General features: G+C 67.8%; 15 protein-coding genes. 9 read left to right on the top strand and 6 right to left on the bottom strand.

What is annotated here, in order from left to right:
• Positions 1–3 precede the first annotated feature (3 nt).
• On the bottom strand, positions 4–936 hold the full coding sequence (locus AC6I9V_RS04925) for a matrixin family metalloprotease (protein WP_349413083.1): 933 nt from the start codon (positions 934–936) through the stop codon (positions 4–6).
• Positions 936–2,108: a VIT1/CCC1 transporter family protein gene (locus tag AC6I9V_RS04920; protein ID WP_497898552.1), complete on the bottom strand. Its 1,173-nt coding sequence runs from the start codon at positions 2,106–2,108 to the stop codon at positions 936–938. Before AC6I9V_RS04920 ends, AC6I9V_RS04925 begins: the two co-directional genes overlap by 1 nt.
• 299 nt (positions 2,109–2,407) lie before the next feature.
• Between AC6I9V_RS04920 and AC6I9V_RS04915 the strand changes: the two genes are divergently transcribed.
• On the top strand, positions 2,408–2,644 hold the full coding sequence (locus tag AC6I9V_RS04915) for a hypothetical protein (RefSeq protein ID WP_497898551.1): 237 nt from the start codon (positions 2,408–2,410) through the stop codon (positions 2,642–2,644).
• 118 nt (positions 2,645–2,762) lie between these two features.
• On the opposite strand, the gene AC6I9V_RS04910 is transcribed toward AC6I9V_RS04915, so the two are convergent.
• Positions 2,763–4,289 carry a sodium:solute symporter family protein gene (locus AC6I9V_RS04910; RefSeq protein ID WP_497898550.1) on the bottom strand — a complete coding sequence of 509 codons (1,527 nt, stop codon included), beginning with the start codon at positions 4,287–4,289 and terminating at the stop codon, positions 2,763–2,765.
• A 279-nt stretch (positions 4,290–4,568) separates the two neighbouring features.
• Between AC6I9V_RS04910 and AC6I9V_RS04905 the strand changes: the two genes are divergently transcribed.
• Positions 4,569–5,144 carry a helix-turn-helix domain-containing protein gene (locus tag AC6I9V_RS04905; protein ID WP_497898549.1) on the top strand — a complete coding sequence of 192 codons (576 nt, stop codon included), beginning with the start codon at positions 4,569–4,571 and terminating at the stop codon, positions 5,142–5,144.
• Positions 5,145–5,287: 143 nt separating this feature from the next.
• Here AC6I9V_RS04905 and AC6I9V_RS04900 read toward each other — a convergent pair whose 3' ends face one another.
• Complete coding sequence (locus AC6I9V_RS04900) at positions 5,288–5,752, bottom strand: endonuclease domain-containing protein (protein WP_497898548.1); 465 nt, start codon at positions 5,750–5,752, stop codon at positions 5,288–5,290.
• 688 nt (positions 5,753–6,440) lie between these two features.
• Between AC6I9V_RS04900 and speB the strand changes: the two genes are divergently transcribed.
• From speB to AC6I9V_RS04880, 4 genes are all read left to right on the top strand, one after another.
• Positions 6,441–7,556, top strand: a complete 1,116-nt coding sequence (gene speB, locus AC6I9V_RS04895) for an agmatinase (protein WP_497898547.1) — start codon at positions 6,441–6,443, stop codon at positions 7,554–7,556.
• Complete coding sequence (locus AC6I9V_RS04890; protein ID WP_497898546.1) at positions 7,553–9,217, top strand: thiamine pyrophosphate-binding protein; 1,665 nt, start codon at positions 7,553–7,555, stop codon at positions 9,215–9,217. The genes speB and AC6I9V_RS04890 overlap by 4 nt, the downstream gene beginning before the upstream one ends.
• Before the next feature lie 154 nt (positions 9,218–9,371).
• Entirely contained in the window at positions 9,372–9,857 is a 486-nt protein-coding gene (locus AC6I9V_RS04885; protein ID WP_497898545.1) for a MarR family winged helix-turn-helix transcriptional regulator, read from the top strand.
• Positions 9,858–9,930: 73 nt separating this feature from the next.
• On the top strand, positions 9,931–11,625 hold the full coding sequence (locus AC6I9V_RS04880) for an MFS transporter (protein ID WP_497900256.1): 1,695 nt from the start codon (positions 9,931–9,933) through the stop codon (positions 11,623–11,625).
• A gap of 13 nt (positions 11,626–11,638) precedes the next feature.
• Here AC6I9V_RS04880 and AC6I9V_RS04875 read toward each other — a convergent pair whose 3' ends face one another.
• Positions 11,639–12,376, bottom strand: coding sequence for a class F sortase (locus AC6I9V_RS04875; RefSeq protein ID WP_497898544.1), 738 nt, complete (start codon positions 12,374–12,376; stop codon positions 11,639–11,641).
• Between the two features lie 72 nt (positions 12,377–12,448).
• On the bottom strand, positions 12,449–13,150 hold the full coding sequence (locus AC6I9V_RS04870; protein ID WP_497898543.1) for a hypothetical protein: 702 nt from the start codon (positions 13,148–13,150) through the stop codon (positions 12,449–12,451).
• A 475-nt stretch (positions 13,151–13,625) separates the two neighbouring features.
• Here AC6I9V_RS04870 and AC6I9V_RS04865 point away from each other — a divergent pair, with 475 nt between their 5' ends.
• The 3 genes from AC6I9V_RS04865 (at position 13,626) to AC6I9V_RS04855 (ending at position 17,910) form a co-directional block, all read left to right on the top strand.
• Complete coding sequence (locus AC6I9V_RS04865) at positions 13,626–15,359, top strand: ABC transporter ATP-binding protein (protein ID WP_497898542.1); 1,734 nt, start codon at positions 13,626–13,628, stop codon at positions 15,357–15,359.
• Positions 15,356–17,401: an ABC transporter ATP-binding protein gene (locus AC6I9V_RS04860; protein ID WP_497898541.1), complete on the top strand. Its 2,046-nt coding sequence runs from the start codon at positions 15,356–15,358 to the stop codon at positions 17,399–17,401. The genes AC6I9V_RS04865 and AC6I9V_RS04860 overlap by 4 nt, the downstream gene beginning before the upstream one ends.
• Before the next feature lie 77 nt (positions 17,402–17,478).
• Positions 17,479–17,910 carry an acyl-CoA thioesterase gene (locus tag AC6I9V_RS04855; RefSeq protein ID WP_497900255.1) on the top strand — a complete coding sequence of 144 codons (432 nt, stop codon included), beginning with the start codon at positions 17,479–17,481 and terminating at the stop codon, positions 17,908–17,910.
• Positions 17,911–17,956 lie beyond the last annotated feature (46 nt).

Below are 17,956 nucleotides of genomic sequence, written 5' to 3'. Positions count from 1 at the left end.
GTCTTAGAGGTCCTTGCGGCACGCGGCGCGGCCAAGCTCGCGCAGGCCGTTCAGGTCGCCGTCGGCCAGGCCGTCCGGCGCGCCGATCTCCGGGTACATCAGCTGCTTCGGGTCCTCGACGTGCTCCAACCCCATGACGTGGCCCAGCTCGTGCAGGATTACCGCCGTGGCGTACGCCGAGCCGTCCCCGCGGCCCAGGTCTTCGCTGATCTGCGGCGCGTCCAGCTCCAGGCTGCCGGTGACAAAGCTCTTGGGGCCGTCGCCGTAGCTGAAGTGGGTGCTGCCGCCGGTGCCGATCACGGGTCCCTGCAGCTGGGGGGCCTGCTCCGGCGTCGTCCAGGCGATCAGCAGCGGAGCCCAGCGGTCGCCGTACGCTTCCTTTTGGTACGGGGCGCGTGACTGGGACGGCGCCTCGGTGGTGGGCCCGTCGTTAACGAACCTGATCCCGGTCGCCTCGGAGACCGTTTTGATCGCGTTTTCGACCAGCTGCTCGGCACCCTTGGGAGCCAGCGCGGCATTGACCACGTAGTGCAGCGGACGACACGGCGAGTAACCGACCGGGCTGCCATCGGCATTGGTGGCGAGGAACTTGTACGACTTGCTGGCGGACGCCGGCCTGGGCGGCTGCCCCAGGGGTTGGTCCTGCTCCTCGAAAGCCGGCGGCGGGACGGCCATGTGCGACCCGTCCTCGGTAACGCCGGCCTGCCGGCCGCCCGGGACTGCGGCCGGATGGTTCGCAGTGCCGCGCGAGTGCGGGTTCGCTCCGCCGTTGAACTCAAACAGGCCGACAAAACGGGGATCCCCGTACACCAGCCCCGCGGTCAGGAAGGCGGCACCGGCAATCAGGATCACCACGGCAAGGTTCCGGACCGCCCGGAAGGCGCCGCCGGCACGGCTGTGCCGCGGCGAGCGGTCCCGGAACCCGGGATCCTCCACTAGCCGACCACCGCGCCGAACGCCATGCCGAGCAGGTAGGTCACAGCCGCGGCACCAAGACCGATGGCCAGCTGGCGGAGCCCGCGGGTGACGGGGGAGGTGCCGGAGAGCAGTCCGACGACGCCGCCGGTCAGCAGCAGCGCGATCCCCACCAGGGCGGCGGACACCACAAGCGCGGCGATCCCGGTCATCCCGAACAGGAAGGGAATGATCGGCACGATCGCGCCGGAGGCGAAGAAGCAGAAACTCGACGCCGCGGCGCCCCACGCCGTGCCGACAGCCTCGTGCTGGTCCTCGGTCTCGGGAAGCTCCGGCCGCAGGGACAGGCTCGGATCGCAGTCGCAATCCAGCAGGCCCATCCGCTCCGCGACGCGGTGCTCGGCGGCCTCGCGGGACATCCCGCGGGCCAGGTAGACGAGGACGAGTTCGTTGTGTTCGATGTCCAGCGAGGGTGCGGCAGAGAGCGTGATCTGGGTGGGGCGGGTGGCGGCCAGCAGTTCACGCTGGGACCGCACGGAGATGAATTCGCCGGCGCCCATCGAGAGCGCACCGGCGAGCAGGCCGGCCACACCGCTAAGCAGCACCACGGAGCTGCCGACGCCGGAGGCGGCCATGCCCATCACGAGGGAGAGGTTGCTGACCAGGCCGTCGTTGGCGCCGAACACGGCCGCGCGGAAAGTGCCGGCCAGGCGGTTGCGGCCCCGGGTCGCGAGCCCGCGCACAACCTCTTCGTGGATCTGCTCGTCGGCGACCATGGCCGGCGTGGCGGCGGGGTCCTTGGCGTAAGGCGAGCGGCTCTCGGCCCGCTGGGCCAGGGCCAGGACAAAGACGGAGCCAAAATGCCGGGCCAGGAAGCCGAGGAGCTGGCTGCGGAGCGAGGCCGGGCGCGGCCGGCCGGCGTGCTCGCCGAGCAACTGCAGCCAGTGCGCCTCGTGGCGCCCCTCCGCTTCGGCCAGGGCCAGCAGGATGTCGCGTTCCTCGCCGCTGCGGTTCTGGGCCAGCTCGCGGTAAACGCGGGCCTCGGCGCGTTCGTCGGCGAGGTACTGCCGCCAGCGCTTGACGTCGGCGGGGCGGGCCGCGGGGCTCGGTTCCGGGTTCACAGGGGTCGTGGGGGAGCCCGCGGCAGGGCCGTGGACGGAATGGTTTGGATCAGACGGGGCGTGCTGAGACACGGAAACTCCTGGGCTCGATAGGGCATGGTTCGGCCCCATTGCGAGTCCAGCGTACCCCGTAATTCCGCGGATTTTCGGCTGGCAATCCTCAGCCGAAAGTTTAGGTTGGCCGTAAAGAAGCGGCCGCCACGGGCCGCCGTGAGGCGGGCAGGACGGCCCTTGACCGCCACCCGGTGCGGTGTTCGAATAAAGGCCAGGGCGGGTTCTCCGGCAGGCCGGCCCTGCCGTTTACCGGGCGCCGACGACGGGTCCGGCCGGCACGCACCACTGCCGCAGCGCGAGCGCACGGAGGTTGCACCATGGACAACACCGGATCGAAGGCCGGCCAGCCGGGCAGGGACTCCGTGGAGTCGGACCCCGCCTACGATTTCGCCGAGGACGCTCCGGTCGGGGCGGCGGAGACCGAGGACGAGGAACTGCTGGAGGAAGCCGACCGGAACGTCCCCCTGGATGCGGAGGATTTCCTCGGCGACGAGCAGCCGATAGAGCCCGTCGACGCCGATGAGTTCCGCGGACCGGAACAGGACGAGGAGTAGGCGCTCCGGCATAGAACGCCGGACGGCGCTACGGCGGCACCTCCGTGGGGAGGCACCGCCGTCGTCAGAGCCTTGAGCGTGGCCGTGCAAGTCCACGCCCGTGGCTAGAGGCCCGGGATCAGTGGCTCAGGGCCGGAATCTTCTCATCCTCCGTTGCGGCTGCGCCGGCCACGCGACCGCGCCAGGTCGTCATCACGGCGGGATCGGTCGGTTTGGTCAGCAGCGACACGGCGACATAGACCACAGCGGAGGCCAGTAGCCCGTAGTAGATCGGTTCGTTAGCGTAGATGCCGTCCAACGGTACTTCGGCGTTGATCTCCAGGAAGATCATGGTGCCGAGAGTGATCAGAGAGCCGACCGCCATTGAGGCGGCCGCGGCGATGCCGGTGCCGCGTTTCCACACCAGGCCGCCGAGGATAGCGACGAGCAGTCCGCCCACGAGGATGTCATAGGCGATAGTGAGAGCCGCGACGACATCCTTGGTGATGATGGCGATCACGATCGCCACCACCCCGAGCCCCAAAACCCAGAGGCGGTTGGCCTTAACGTCGTGCTCGGGGTTGTCCGTGTCGTCGGTGTTGACCGTCTTGCCGAACCAGCCGGCGACGAACGGCAGGACGTCGGCCCGGGCCACGGTGGCGGCGGCGATGAGCGCGCCGGAGGCGGTGGACATCATGGCGGCGACCGCTGCGGCCAGCACCAGGCCGCCGATGCCGATCGGCAGCAGGTTGGTCGCGACCTCGGCGTAGACCACGTCCTTTCCAAGGGCCTTCACGTCGATCGCGGGCAGGGCGACGCGGGCGCCCAAGCCGATCAGGGCGCCGGCGGCGCCGTAAAGAATGCAGTAAACGCCGGCCGTGGCGCCGCCCCACTTTGCGACGGAGGGGGTCTTGGCGGTGAACACGCGCTGCCAGATGTCCTGGCCGATCAGCAGGCCGAGCGTGTAGACGACGAAGTAGGTGATGATCGTCTGGAGGCCGATGCCGTCGATCTGGAAGAACGTGGCGTCGACGCGGCTCCGAACGCCGTCGAGGCCGCCCGCGGCGTTGAGCGTGAACGGCAGCATCAGCAGGAAGATTCCGACCGTCTTGATCACGAACTGGACCTGGTCCGCCAGCGTGATGGACCACATGCCGCCGATGGTCGAGTACACCAGCACGATGGCGCCGCCGATGGCGATGGCGACGGCGCGGTCCCAGCCGAAGAGGACAACGAAGATCGTGGCGTAGGCACCGGTCGAGGTGGCGCAGAGCATCAGCGTGTAGGCCAGCATGACAATGCCCGAGGTCTGGGTGGCCCGGCTGCCGTAGCGCAGGCTCAGCATCTGGGAGACCGTGTAGATCTTAAGCTTCTGGATGGTGCTGGCGAAGAGCAGGCTGAGCAGGAGCACCCCGACGCCGATTGCGACCACGAGCCACATGCCGGAGATACCGAACTTGTAGCCGAGTCCGACGCCGCCGACAGTGGATGCGCCGCCGAGGACCACTGCAGCCATAGTGCCGGTGTAGAGCAGAGGTCCGAGCCGACGACCGGCCACGAGGTAATCGCTGTTGTTTTTGGTGCGGGACTTGCCCCACCAGCCGAAGGCCAGCATGGCAACGAGATACACCACCACGATGGCAATGTTGACGAAACTTGCGTCCATTGAGGGCTCCTTGGAGCGGTTCAGGAGCAGCTGCCGGCCGCCGGGCCGCGGCATTGCGGTCGGCGTCCGTGGCTGCTTGTCGGTAGATTGCGGGAGGGCTCACGGTGAAACGCTCCATCATTGCCTAATAGGCAACACTTGTTGCCAAACAGTATGGTGTGATGTCGGTAACAGTCAAGGTATGACGACGGCGTGTCCTTGGCGGCGTCGTGACCGGTGTGTCCGGCTAGGATTGGCTCCAAAGCTGGGGCCGCGCGGCCGGCCGTGAAAGGTTCCCTTATGAAGGCTCTACCCGTTGAACCGAGCAACGTCCCGGTGGCCATCGGTTCCAGGATTCGTGCCGCACGGCAGTCCCAGCGGCTCACCATCGAACAGGTCGCAGACGCCACCGGCCTGACCAAGGGATTCCTCAGCAGGGTCGAACGTGATCTCACCTCGCCCTCCGTGGCCTCGCTGGTCACACTGTGCCAGGTCCTCTCCATCTCGATCGGCGAGCTGTTCGCCGCCCCGGAAACCCACCTCACCAAGGCCGGCGAAGGGCCCCGGATCTCCCTCGGCGGCGAGGGGATCGTTGAGCGCCTGTTGACCGCGCGCTCGGAACGGCGGGTCCAGATCATCCAGGCGGTGATCGCCCCCCGCGGCCGCGGCGAATCGGAACTCTACGCCGTTGACTGCGACGTCGACGTACTCCACGTGGTCAGGGGCAGGATCCGACTCGTCCTCACCAACGAGGAGTTCGAGCTGGAGACCGGCGACACCGTCACCTTCCCCGGCCGCGAGCCGCACACCTGGGTGAACCCCACCGACGAGCCGGTCGAGGTGCTATGGGTGTTGGTCCCCGCCGCCAGCCGGTAGGGTCACGCCCCGCAGCGGGCTCTGCGCTTCCGGGCCCAGCGCTCCCGCCCAGTTACTCGGGCCGGGCCGGGCCGGCGAACCGCCTCGGCCCCGGAAATCCGCGGGCGCAGGGAGCCGGCCCGGGAAGTAACTGGGCGGGAGCGTCAGCGGGCTGGCCGCTGCCGCCCGGCTAGCACGGCCCGTATCTCGGCCACAACGCGTTCGGGCTCGAACCAGATGTGCTCGGGCATATACCGGAGTGCGGCGAAACCGCCCAGGGTCGAGGCGTTGTTCCGGCGCAGGTCCCGGCGCAACGACTCGCGGCTCGAGTGGAACGCGAAGCCGTCCACCTCGACGATCAGGAACCCGGCGATCAGGAAGTCCACCCGGCCGATCCCGGGGAGGTAGACCTGGGCGTCATAGCCGATTCCGTTGCTCCTAAACAGATACTGGGCGTCGACCTCCACGATGGATTCTGCCCGCAGATCCACGAGGTGCAGCGCCCTTCTGACCCGGCCCGACCGGTCGGCGGTGAGCTGGGCCTTCAGCAGCTCCATCGGGACGCCGTGCAGCCGCATAGCCGAGGTGGTGATGGCCGCCGCGGCCGGCGGCCAGGCACCCCAGGGCATGCAACACCACATCCTCAACGGCGGCCAAGGGCAGCGCCGGGTGGGCGTCAAACCGGACCGTCCGGTGCCGGATGAAGCCGCGGCCGTGGCCGTGGTTGCAGGCCAGATGGTGTTGCGCCGGCGGCTCCCGAAGCCAGAGCCCATAGTGCCCTGCGGCGCTGGCGCAGCTGACCCGGGCGTTGTGCCGGAGTGCGGACTCGAACTCCGCCGGGCATCCCGGCAGAATAAAGACGCCGCGCTTCGGCTGGCGGACGGTCGCCGCCAGCCGGGCAACGTCCGTCCGGGAGTAGCCGGCAGCGAGCAGTTGCCCGGTCCGGGCGACGCCGCCCAGCCGGGCGAGGTATTCCAAGGGTTCCATGGGGCCAGTTCAATGGCTTGTGAGCGGTCGGGAAACCAGTCACTTGGGCTATCTGGATTACTTTCGGGTGTTCGGGGTGTCCCCGCGGTCGGTAAGGCCTGCGCTCCGGCCCAGTTACCTTGCCCGGCACCACCCACCCTCGGCCAGGGGTCCCCGGATCCGCGCGGTTCTCCGGGCCGCCTGCCGATTGCGTGAGGTAGTAACTGGGCAGGAGCGCGGCCCTCTGCCACGGTCGGGGCGCGAAAGTAAACATCTGATGCGCTATAGGCAACTTTCGAGTGTATGATGGCAGTCACACCCGTCGGACAATCCTCGAAGGAGACGCCTCTCTTGGAAGAGCTGCGCATCGAGGCCAATGGCAACCTTGGCCCCATCGATTCCTCCCGCATCCCGCGCTACGCCGGCGCCGCAACCTTTGCCCGCCTGCCGCGGCTGGACCAGGTCGCGAAGGCGGACGTCACCGTGGTCGGTGTGCCTTTCGATTCCGGCGTCTCCTACCGCCCCGGTGCTCGTTTCGGCGCCAACCATGTCCGCGAAGCCAGCCGCCTGCTCCGGCCCTATAACCCGGCCTGGGACGTGAGCCCCTTCGAGAACATCCAAGTGGCCGACGCCGGGGATATGGCGGTCAACCCGTTCAACATCCACGAGGCGATCGAAACCATCCAGCAGAACGCGCTGGACCTGACTGCCGCCGGCAGCAAACTCGTCACCCTGGGCGGAGACCACACCATCGCACTGCCCCTGCTGCGCGCCGCCGCCGAACGCGCCGGCCAGCCCGTCGCCATGCTGCACTTCGACGCGCACCTGGACACCTGGGACACCTACTTCGGGGCCGAATACACCCACGGCACCCCCTTCCGCCGCGCCGTCGAGGAAGGCATCCTGGACATCGAGGCGATCAGCCACATCGGCACCCGCGGCCCGCTCTACGGCAAAAAGGACCTCGACGACGACCACCGCTTCGGCTTTGGCATCGTCACCTCCGCCGACGTCTACTACCAGGGCGTGCTGGAAACCGTCGCCAAGGTCCGCGACCGGATCGGCAACCGCCCGCTCTACATCTCCGTCGACATCGACGTCCTCGATCCGGCGCACGCCCCCGGCACCGGCACCCCTGAGGCCGGCGGCATCACCAGCCGCGAACTGCTGGAAATCATCCGCGGCCTCCGCGGCATGAACCTCGTGGGGGCCGACGTCGTCGAGGTCGCCCCGGCGTACGACCACGCGGAGATCACCGGTGTGGCCGCGAGCCACGTCGCCTACGAGCTCGTCACCCTGCTGGCCGACCGCGCAGTCGACGGCGACCGGACCGGCGCTCCCAACGGCTACGCGGCCCAGGCACTCGGCCAGGAGGTCCGCCGCCCGGCCGGCTTCGCCGCGCCCTCCGCACCCGCCGCGCCCGCCGCACCAGAGTCCCGGCCCGTCGAGACCGGAGCCACCCGATGACCGGCGTGCGCAACGGCGGTGACCTCGTCGTCGAAACCCTCGAGGCCCTCGGCGCCAAAACCGTCTTCGGCATTCCCGGCCAGCACGCCCTGGGCCTCTTCGACGCGATGGGCCGCGGGAACCTGCACTTTGTCTCCTCCAGGGTGGAAAACAACTCGGCGTTCGCCGCCGACGGCTACTCCCGCGCCACCGGCGAGGTCGGCGTCCTGTTCCTCTCCACCGGCCCCGGCGCGCTGACCTCCCTGGCCGGGCTCCAGGAAGCCTATGCCACCGGCGTTCCGATGGTGGTCGTGGCCAGCCAGATCCCGCTCGAGGGCCTCGGCGCGCGCCGCAAGGGCATGCTGCACCAGCTCGATGACCAGAAGGCCTCGGCCGCGAACGTGACCAAGAGCCAGCGGCTGATCCAGCACGCCTCCGGCATTCCCTCGGCCATCCAGGACGCCTGGACCGAGGCGATCTCCTCGCCGCAAGGCCCCGTGTGGATCGAAATCCCACAGAACGTGTTGCTGGACGCGATCATGGTCCCGCCGGTGGAGGACGCACTCGCCGAAGCCGCGGATAACCCGCCGCGTGTGGAGCTGATCCGCGAAGCCGTGAAATGGCTCTCCGAGGCGAACCGCCCCGCCATCATCGCCGGTGGCGGCACCCGCCGCGGCCGCGCCGAGGAGTCGCTGCTCTCCATTGCGGAGAAGCTCCGGACGCCGGTGATCTGCACGCCCGGCGGCAACGGCGCCTTTCCGTGGAACCATGAGCTCTCGCTGCAGTCCTGGATCGAGGACCAGTACATGACCGAGCTGCTCGAAGACGCCGATGTGCTGATTGTCATCGGCTCCTCGCTCGGCGAAGTCACCTCCAACTACTTCACCTTCGAACCGCGCGGCAGGATCATCCAGATCGACGCCGAACCGCGCGTCCTCGAATCCAACCGCCCGGGCCTCGGCATCCGGGCCGACGCCGGCCAGGCGCTCGCCGCCCTCGACGCCGCCCTCGTGCAGCCGCACGGGGAGCGCGCCGGCTGGCACGGAACCGCGCCGGAGGACCTGGTCAAGGAGGTCCTGGCCAAGGTCAAGGCCCGGCTGGAATCCCAGGACCTCGGCAAAGAGCTGAAGTTCATGGCCGACATCCGCGAAGCCGTCCCGGCGCAGATGCAGACCTTCTGGGACATGACCATCTCCGCCTACTGGGCGTGGAGCTGCTGGGACTCCCGTGAGGGCCAGTTCCACTCGGCCCAGGGCGCCGGCGGGCTGGGCTTCGGCTTCCCGGCAGCGATCGGCGGCGCCGTTGGCCTGGAAACCACGGGCACGCCCGGCGGTTCGGCCCGGGTGCTTGCCGTCTCCGGGGACGGCTCGGCAATGTACTCGATCTCCGAACTTGCCACGGCCAAGCAGCACAACGTCCCGGTCACCTGGCTGATTGTCGACGACGGCGGCTACGGCATCCTGCGTGAATACATGGTGGGCGCCTTCGGCAAGGCCACGGCCACCGAGTTGGCCCGGCCCGATTTCGTGGAACTCGCCGAGGCCTTCGGCGTCCCGGCGGTCCGGGTGGCCCCCGAGCATGTCGGGGACGCGCTCCGGGCGGGCTTCGAGGCCGACGGGCCGAACGTCGTCGTCGTCGAAACCCTGCTCAAGATGTTCGCCCCCACGCACCTGGACGTCTAAACGCCGGCAGCGCCGGCACGCAGCTCAGGCCCCAAATCCGCCCGGATTCGGGGCCTGAGCTGCTCCCCGGCGCCATCGGCAGGGTTCTTAGTTTCCCAAAGCAATCAATTTAGAGTATTGTTGCTTCAGGCAAACAAGTAAGGGGCGTCCGCACATGTCAGTTGCATCGACCACCGCGGCCAAACTGGTCCACCACATCTTCGATCTCCAACGCGCCGTTCGCTGCGTTGCCGCGGCCAACCTGCGCGGCGACGATACCGGGGTGGCGCTGCAGGGCGTGCTCCGTTTTGTGGGGGAGGGCGAAACCCGGGCCACACAGCTGGCGGAACGGCTCGGCGTCAGCGCCCCGGTGCTCAGCCGGCACCTTGCCGAGCTCGCCGGCCAGGGCTACGTCCTGCGCAGGCCCGATCCCGAGGACGGCCGGGCGCAGCTGATCGCGCTCTCGCCGTCCGGGGTTGAGAAGCTCCGCTCCATCGAGGCGCAACGAGCCACCACCCTGCAGGGCTTCCTGCAGGACTGGAGCGAGGACGACGTCGAGGAGACGGCGCGCATCCTGAAGAAACTAGCTGAATCCCTTCGGAGTTCAGCCCGGGCAAAGACGGCCGGACCCACCAATACGACCACCTTTGTTGAGGAGTAATCACATGGCCAGCCACGCTGCCGCCGCCGGGCAAGCCCCGGTACCCACCCCGAACCCCGCACCCCAGGTGGCCATGAGCCACCGCCAGATCATGGAGGCTCTGACCGGCCTGTTGGCGGCGTTCTTCACCGCGATCATCAGCAGCACCATCGTCGCCAACGCGCTGCCGACCATCATGTCGGAGCTCAAGGGCACCCAGACCGACTTCGCGTGGGTCATCACGGCCGCGCTGCTGGCCAACGCCGCCACCACTCCCATCTGGGGCAAGCTGGCGGACCTGTTCGACAAGAAGTTCCTGGTGCAGCTGAGCATCGTGATCTTCGTCGCCGGATCGGTCATGGCAGGCTTCTCCGAAACCATCCCGCTGCTGCTCACCGCCCGCGTGATCCAGGGCGTCGCCATGGGCGGGCTCACCGCGCTGGCCATGGCCATCATCGGCTCCATCATCCCGCCCCGCGACCGCGGTAAATACTCCGGCTACATGGGTGCCGTGATGGCCGTCGGTACCGCGGGCGGGCCGCTCCTGGGCGGCTTTATCGTCGACAGCCCGCTCGGCTGGCGCTGGACCTTCTTTGTCTGCGTGCCCCTGGCCATCATCGCCCTCATCCTGCTCCAGATCACCCTCAAGCTGCCGCACGTCCGGCGCCCCGCCAGGATCGACTGGCTCGGCTCCATCCTCTTGACCTCCGGGGTCAGCCTGCTGCTGATCTGGGTGTCCTTCGCCGGCAACCCGGACTACTACGACTGGTGGTCCTGGCAGTCGGCCGCGATGGTCGGCGGCGGCGTCGCCCTGCTGGCCCTGCTGGTCCTGGTCGAATCCAGGGTCGCGCAGCCCATCATCCCGCTGAAGATCATCTCCGAGCGCACCACCGCGCTCGCCATCCTGGCCTCGGTGGCCGTTGGCGTCGCCATGTTCGGATCCTCCACCTTCCTCGGCCAGTACTTCCAGGTGGCCCGGGGCGCCAGCCCCACCGAAGCGGGCCTGCTGACGTTGCCGATGATCGCCGGCAACCTCATCGGCTCGGTAGTCTCCGGCCAGCTGATCAGCCGCACCGGCAAGTGGAAGCGCTACCTGATCGCCGGCTCCATCCTGCTGATCGGAGGCCTCGGCCTCGCCGGCACCATCGACCACACCACCGAACTCTGGCTGGCCGGTCTCTACACGGCCGTGCTGGGCCTGGGCCTGGGCCTGCTGATGCAGAACCTCGTGCTGGCCGTGCAGAACACCGTCCGGGCCACCGACATCGGCACTGCCAGCGCCTCCGTTGCCTTCTTCCGCTCCGTCGGCGGCGCCATCGGCGTCTCGGTCCTCGGCGCCGTCCTGGGCAACCGGGTCAAGGAACTGGCCACCGAGGGCCTGGCCGCTGCCGGCATCCCCGCCGCGGGCGGATCCGCCGGCCGCAGCCTGGACCTCAAGGACCTGCCACCGCAGATCCGGGACATCATGCGCGCCGCCTACGGTGACGCGACGGCGGAGATCTTCCTGATCTCGGCGGTGATCGGCGTTGTCGCCCTGGTCGCCGTGCTGTTCATCAAGGAAAAGCCGCTGCGGCGTACCGTGGACGTCCAGCCGGACGCCACCGCCGCCGCTTCGGTCACCGGTTCCGGGGCCGACGCCGGTGCCGGCGCTGCAGCCGTCGCCGCGGCTGCGGGACATGCCGCGGAACCCGCTTCGGCACCCGCCGCGGCCTCCGGCATCGTGGACCTCGACAGCGAGTTCATCGAAGTGCTCAGCCAGCAGCGCGCAAGCCAGCGCCGCGGCGACTGAGTGGCGCAAGCGGTTACGGTCCCGTTGCAGGGGCCGGGGAGGCCACGAGCACGACGTTCTTTCCGAACAAGTCCTGCGCGTAGCAGCTGATAAGGACGACGCGGTTGGGCACGACCCGCCAGATGGAGCTGTCCTTCAGCGTGGACTTGTCTTCGGTGGAAATGGAATCCACGCGGTAGCTGATCGTTCCTGCACCCGTCGTTACCTCGAAGGTGTCCCCGGGGGCCGCGGCTGAACTGAGCCGGTTGAACGGTGCGTCTACGCCTTCCCAGCTGTGACCCATGATGTAGGTCGTGTTGGCGGAGCCTGCGCCGGGCGTCCCGAAGTTCGTCACCCAATATCCATCGAAGGAAATGGGCGGCACGATGCTTTGGGATTCAATTTCGGCCGGGGTCGGGTCCAATGGGTGCACCGCAACGTCCAGGCCGGCCGACGAGTAGACGATGCGAAGCGGCGCTGCCGCCGGCGGAAGCACCGGTTGCGGTGCGGCGGCGGCCCGCGTTGGTGTGGGGTTGGCCGTTGCGGTTGCCGTGCCCGACGGCGTCGGCGTGGGATTTCCGGGAACCGCCGGCGCCGGGGCAGCCGGCGGGACGGCGGCAAGCTCGGGCCCGCGGGGGAGTCCCGGGCTAAACAGGAAGGCCAGGATCAGGAAAGCCGCGAGGCCGCAGGCCAGAATTAGTAGATCACCGAGATTCCTGGCCCGCGGCTTGGCAGCCGGTGCATCCATCGTGGGAGTCCGGGGGAAGGGCATCTGAGCTCCTTCATAGGTTTCCGGTAAAGAGGGGCGCCGCCCCGCGCGGGCCGGCGCCCCTCTGCCACTGCCCTAGACGGCGGCGGCTGATCCGTGCTTGCGTGCCCGGCGCCTCATGGCGACGACCGACGCGGCCGTGAGCAGTGCGGCCAGGCCCGCCGCCCAGCCGGGAAGCCCGGCATCGGTGGTGCTGGCGACGGCGGTCTGCGCATTGAAGCCGCGGTTGACCTCGGCGCCGGCCCCGGCGCCGGACGGTACTACCGCCGCGGCACCCGGTGTCACCACTGCCTCTTCTCCAGCGGGCGGTTCGGTGGTATCTCCGCCGCCTCCGCCGCCCGGGTTCTCCCCGTTGTCCTCTGCAAGGCAGCCGTTTTCGGGGACGGGATAGATGTCGGCGTTGCCGTTGTGTCCGTCCTTGTGCCCGTGGAGCCATGCCTCTTCGGAGGTCGTGATGACCACGTAGGGGTTCTTCTCGGATCCCGTCGCGTGACAGAAGGTGACCTTCTTCGACTCTGATCCGTTGTTCCCGTGGTCTTTGTCATCTCCCGACGGGCAGCCCGCCGACGGGGCCGGAACGATGTCGTCGTCGTGCACGCCCTGGGCGTTGTGTCCGTTGAGTCCGTTCTCGCTGATCGTAATTTCAACGTACGGGTTCGTTTCTGAGCCGGTCGCGTGGCAGATGCTGATCTTGTCTTCCGGGTCGGCATGTGCAGGGGCGCTGGCGCCCAGCAGAACAAGGCCGGCAATGCCGACCACTACAGAGACCTTTTTCATGGCGATACTCCATCTGGATCATTGGAACTGACCAGACTGCTGGAGACGGCGGCCCGTGGCGGAGCCGACCGCTGATCGCAGGTTCCCAGATAACCGTTGTTCTTCCTGCAGAGATGTCCAGTAACTGACAACTTTCACGCTAGGCCGGGGGGTGCGCGCGGGCACGAGTGATTGCTACCCGGCCGACTACGGGTATTTTTGCCGGGACTACTGTGGCAACAGGCCACTACTGTTACTGACGGTGCCGAAGTTCGCCCCGGTGTTCTTGAACGCCACCGAGCCGCCGGGCCCCGAAATCGGCGCCGTCTGGATGATTTTCCGCTGACGATGTTCCGTGCGGGCGGCTCGTTTCGTAGAGTTGGATGGCTATCGCTGTCTGGCCCCTCTGTTAGTACTAACTGCACCGGGTTGCTTGTGTGCTTCCCGGACTCTTATCCAGACTCATCTACTCGTCAGTTCCTAAGGACCCCCGGGCATGCTTGTCACCCTCATACGGCGCTATTCCAAGCCGTATCTGCCGTATATTGCGGCCGTCATCGTTTTCCAGCTGGCCTCGACCATTGCGGCCCTGTACCTGCCCAGCCTCAACGCCCAAATCATCGATGAGGGTGTCTCCCGCGGCGACACGGACTACATCTGGCGCACCGGCGCGCTGATGCTCGGCGTCGCGCTGATCCAGGTGGTCACCGCGATCGCCGGCGTCCACTTCGGGTCCAAGGCTGCGATGGCGTTCGGCCGGGACCTGCGCCGGGGTGTGTTCCGCAAGGTCAGCAGCTTCTCCGCCAGGGACGTCAACGTCTTCGGCGCTCCGACGCTGATCACCCGCGGCACCAACGACGTCCAGCAGGTCCAGATGCTGATGCTGATGGCACTGAACTTCATGGTCGCCACGCCCATCATGTGCATCGGCGGCATCGTCATGGCCCTCCGCGAAGACCTCAACCTGTCCTGGCTGGTGTGGGTCTCCGTCCCGCTCCTGGTGGTCGTGGTCGGCTACCTCGTGGTCCGCCTGATGCCGCTCTTCCGCTCCATGCAAGCGAAGATCGACCGGCTCAACGGCATCCTGCGCGAGCAGATCATCGGCATCCGCGTGGTCCGCGCCTTTGTCCGCGAACCCCACGAGGCGCAGCGCTTCGGCTCCGCCAACCAGGAGCTCACCGACGTGTCGCTGAAAATCGGCTCGCTGTTCGTGCTGATGTTCCCGGCGATCGGCATGATCCTGCACGTCTCCACCGCCGCGGTGCTGTGGTTCGGCGGCCAGCGGGTCGACGCCGGGGACATGCAGGTGGGCTCGCTGACGGCATTCTTGCAGTACCTGCTGCAGATCCTGATGGCCGTCATGATGGGCACGTTTATGGCAATGATGATTCCGCGCGCCTCGGTTTGCGCGGACCGCATCGGCGAGGTGCTTGACGTCGAACCCTCCATCCACGAGCCCGCCGCCCCGTTGGCTCCGGCCGCCAAGGCCGGCCGGGTGGAGTTCCGCAACGTCTCCTTCGCCTACCCGGGTGCGGAGGCGTCGGTGCTTAGCAATATCAGCTTCACCGCCGAGCCGGGCCAGACTGTGGCGATCATTGGGTCCACCGGCTCCGGCAAAACCACGCTGCTGGCCCTGCTGCCGCGGCTCTTCGACGCCGCCTCCGGCGAGGTGCTGCTCGACGGCGTCCCCGTCACCAAGCTGGACCGCTCCGAGATCACCGGACGCGTCGCGATGGTGCCACAACGGCCCTACCTGTTCTCCGGCACCATCGAGCACAACCTGCGCTTCGGCAAGCCCGAGGCCACGGACGCGGAACTCTGGGACGCCCTCACCGTCGCCCAGGCGGCCGACTTCGTCCGGGAGAAGAAGAACGGGCTTGGCGCCCGCATCGCCCAGGGCGGCACCAACGTCTCCGGCGGCCAGCGCCAGCGGCTGTGCATCGCCCGCGCCCTCGTCACCGAACCCAAGGTCTTCCTCTTCGATGACTCGTTCTCCGCCCTCGACGTCGCCACCGACGCCCGGCTGCGGAGGGCGCTCAAGGCCAAAACCGCCGACGCCACGGTGATCATCGTGGGCCAGCGCGTCTCCACCATCGCGGACGCCGACCAGATCCTCGTGTTGGACAACGGCCGGATCGTGGACCGCGGAACGCACGAGGAGCTCCTCGAGAGCTCCAGCACCTACCAGGAAATCGTCGAATCCCAGCTGACCGCGGAGGCCATCGCGTGAGCACCAACGAAAAGCTCAGCAAGGCCCCCAACGGGGCCACCGAAGCCGCGGAAACGACGGACGACGACTTCTACGAGGAGGAATTCACCCCCGGAGAAGCCGATGGCGGCATGTTCGGCGCGGTCCCTGCGAAGAAGGCCCAGCATTTCTGGCCCTCGGCAAAGCGGCTGATGGGCCTGCTGAAACCCGAGCGCGCCGGCATCGTTGCCGTGCTCGCCATGGTCACGGTCGCCGTCGTCCTGAACGTGATCGCGCCGCGCATCCTGGGCCAGGCCATGGACGTGATCTTCGGCGGCGTCGTCGGCAAGCAGTTGCCGGCCGGTGCCACCAAGGACCAGTTCATCGCCGGGCTGCGATCCCAGGGCCAGGACAACTTCGCCGACATGCTGGCCAGGATGGACGTCACCCCCGGAGTAGGCATCGACTTCCAGAAGCTCGCGTTCCTGATCAGCGTGGTCCTGGTGATGTACTTCGTCGCCAACATCTTCCTCTGGCTGCAGGGCTACGTCCTGAACGTGCTGGTCATGCGGGTGGTCCGCCGACTGCGGGACGACACCGAAAAGAAGCTCAACAAACTCCCGCTGGGCTATTTTGACACCCGGCAGCGCGGCGACATCCTCTCCCGCGTCACCAACGACGTCGACAACATCCAGCAGGCCCTGCAACAGGCGTTCGCGCAGCTTGTGAACTCCGCCCTGACGGTCATCGGCATCGTGATCATGATGTTCATCGTGTCCTGGCAGCTGGCCCTGATCGCCCTGATCGCGCTGCCGCTTTCGGGCGTGGCGGCCGGCATCATCGGCGCGCGCAGCCAGAAGCTCTTCGCCGCTCAGTGGAAGAACACTGGCGAGCTCAACGGCCAGATCGAAGAGTCCTTCTCCGGACACGACCTGGTCCGCGTGTTCGGCCGCGACGCCGACATGCTGGCACGCTTCGACGAGCGGAACGAGGAACTCTACAGGGCCAGCTTCGGCGCCCAGTTCGTCTCCGGCATGATCATGCCGGTCATGCAGTTCGTGTCCTACCTCAGCTACGTGGGCATCGCCGTCGTCGGCGGCTTGCGGGTGGCCTCGGGCGGGATGAGCCTGGGCGACGCGACGGCGTTCATCCAGTACTCGCGCGAATTTACCCAGCCGCTGGGGCAGATGGCCGGCATGGCCAACATGCTCCAGTCCGGTGTCGCCTCCGCCGAACGGGTCTTCGAATTCCTCGACGCCGACGAACAGGACGCCGAGACCGCCACCGACCACCTCCCGGCCAAAACGGACGGGCACGTTGAGTTCCGGCACGTCACCTTCAGCTACACCCCGGACAAGCCGCTGATTGAGGATCTGTCCTTCACCGCCGAGCCGGGCCACACCGTCGCGATCGTCGGCCCGACCGGGGCCGGCAAGACCACCCTGGTGAACCTCGTGATGCGCTTCTACGAGCTCAACGCCGGGAGCATCACGCTCGACGGCGTCGACGTCACTAAGCTCAGCCGCGCGGAACTGCGGTCCAAGGTGGGCATGGTGTTGCAGGACGCGTGGCTGTTCGGCGGCACCATCTACGAGAACATCCGCTATGGCAAGTTGGACGCCACCGAGGAGCAGATCATGGCGGCGGCGAAGGCCACCTTCGTGGACCGCTTCGTCCGTGCCCTGCCGGACGGCTACAACACGGTCATCGACGAGGAAGGCAACAACGTCAGCGCCGGCGAGAAGCAGCTGATCACCATCGCCCGGGCTTTCGTCGCGAACCCCTCGCTGCTGATCCTGGACGAAGCCACCAGTTCCGTTGATACCCGGACCGAGGTCCTGGTCCAGAAGGCCATGGCCGCGCTGCGCACCGAGCGCACCAGCTTTGTGATCGCCCACCGGCTCTCCACCATCCGGGATGCCGACACCATCCTGGTGATGGAGGCCGGCCGGATCGTCGAACAGGGCCGGCACGCGGAGCTGCTGGAACTGCAGGGCGCCTACTACCGGCTGTACATGTCCCAGTTCGCCGGGGAAGACGCGGAAGCCTCCGTCCTGGAAGAGCCGACGGCGGTGCACAGCTGAGCGCCGCCGGGATGGCGCCGGCGGAGGGACAACCCGCCGGCACCACGGACCCGCGACGCCTGGAGGTCAAGGTGCCGATGCGCTGGGGCGACATGGATGCCTACGGCCACATCAACAACGTCCAGCTCGTCCGGATCCTGGAGGAGGCCCGGATCGCCGCGTTCGGGCCGCCCCGCGGGGCCGGCTTCCCCGGCGTCGAACCTGAGGTGTCCCTGTTCAACGAGGTCCCGGAGGGGACGCTGGCGCTCGTTGTGGAACACAAGATCCGCTACGTCCGGACGCTGGAATACCGCAACGTGCCCGCCGTCGTGCAGCTTTGGATTGGTGCGGTCAAGGGTGCCAGCTTCGACATCCACTACCTCGTCCAGGATCCCGTGACCGGCGAGGACTGCGTCAAGGCCAGCAGCCACCTGGCGTTCGTGGACGAGGCCACCGGACGGGTCCTTCGCCTGACCCCCGAGCAGAAGGCCAAGCTCGCCCCTTTTATGGCCGCCCACCAGACCCGCTAGGCCCTACCTCGCCGCCGGGATCGGTCCTAGACTGATCAGGCCCGGG

The organism is Arthrobacter sp. SlRoot2-15 (assembly GCF_059739345.1).
The sequence above is the reverse complement of the archived record's forward strand: the minus strand, read 5'-3'. Positions and strand labels throughout refer to the sequence as shown.

Excerpts from the sequence above, each read along its gene's own strand:
- AC6I9V_RS04915 (WP_497898551.1), top strand. The coding sequence starts at position 2,408 with ATGGACAACACCGGATCGAAGGCCGGCCAGCCGGGCAGGGACTCCGTG.
- AC6I9V_RS04910 (WP_497898550.1), bottom strand. The coding sequence starts at position 4,289 with ATGGACGCAAGTTTCGTCAACATTGCCATCGTGGTGGTGTATCTCGTT.
- AC6I9V_RS04905 (WP_497898549.1), top strand. The coding sequence starts at position 4,569 with ATGAAGGCTCTACCCGTTGAACCGAGCAACGTCCCGGTGGCCATCGGT.
- AC6I9V_RS04900 (WP_497898548.1), bottom strand. The coding sequence starts at position 5,752 with ATGCCCTGGGGTGCCTGGCCGCCGGCCGCGGCGGCCATCACCACCTCG.
- AC6I9V_RS04890 (WP_497898546.1), top strand. The coding sequence starts at position 7,553 with ATGACCGGCGTGCGCAACGGCGGTGACCTCGTCGTCGAAACCCTCGAG.
- AC6I9V_RS04885 (WP_497898545.1), top strand. The coding sequence starts at position 9,372 with ATGTCAGTTGCATCGACCACCGCGGCCAAACTGGTCCACCACATCTTC.
- AC6I9V_RS04880 (WP_497900256.1), top strand. The coding sequence starts at position 9,931 with ATGAGCCACCGCCAGATCATGGAGGCTCTGACCGGCCTGTTGGCGGCG.
- AC6I9V_RS04875 (WP_497898544.1), bottom strand. The coding sequence starts at position 12,376 with ATGCCCTTCCCCCGGACTCCCACGATGGATGCACCGGCTGCCAAGCCG.
- AC6I9V_RS04870 (WP_497898543.1), bottom strand. The coding sequence starts at position 13,150 with ATGAAAAAGGTCTCTGTAGTGGTCGGCATTGCCGGCCTTGTTCTGCTG.
- AC6I9V_RS04865 (WP_497898542.1), top strand. The coding sequence starts at position 13,626 with ATGCTTGTCACCCTCATACGGCGCTATTCCAAGCCGTATCTGCCGTAT.
- AC6I9V_RS04855 (WP_497900255.1), top strand. The coding sequence starts at position 17,479 with ATGCGCTGGGGCGACATGGATGCCTACGGCCACATCAACAACGTCCAG.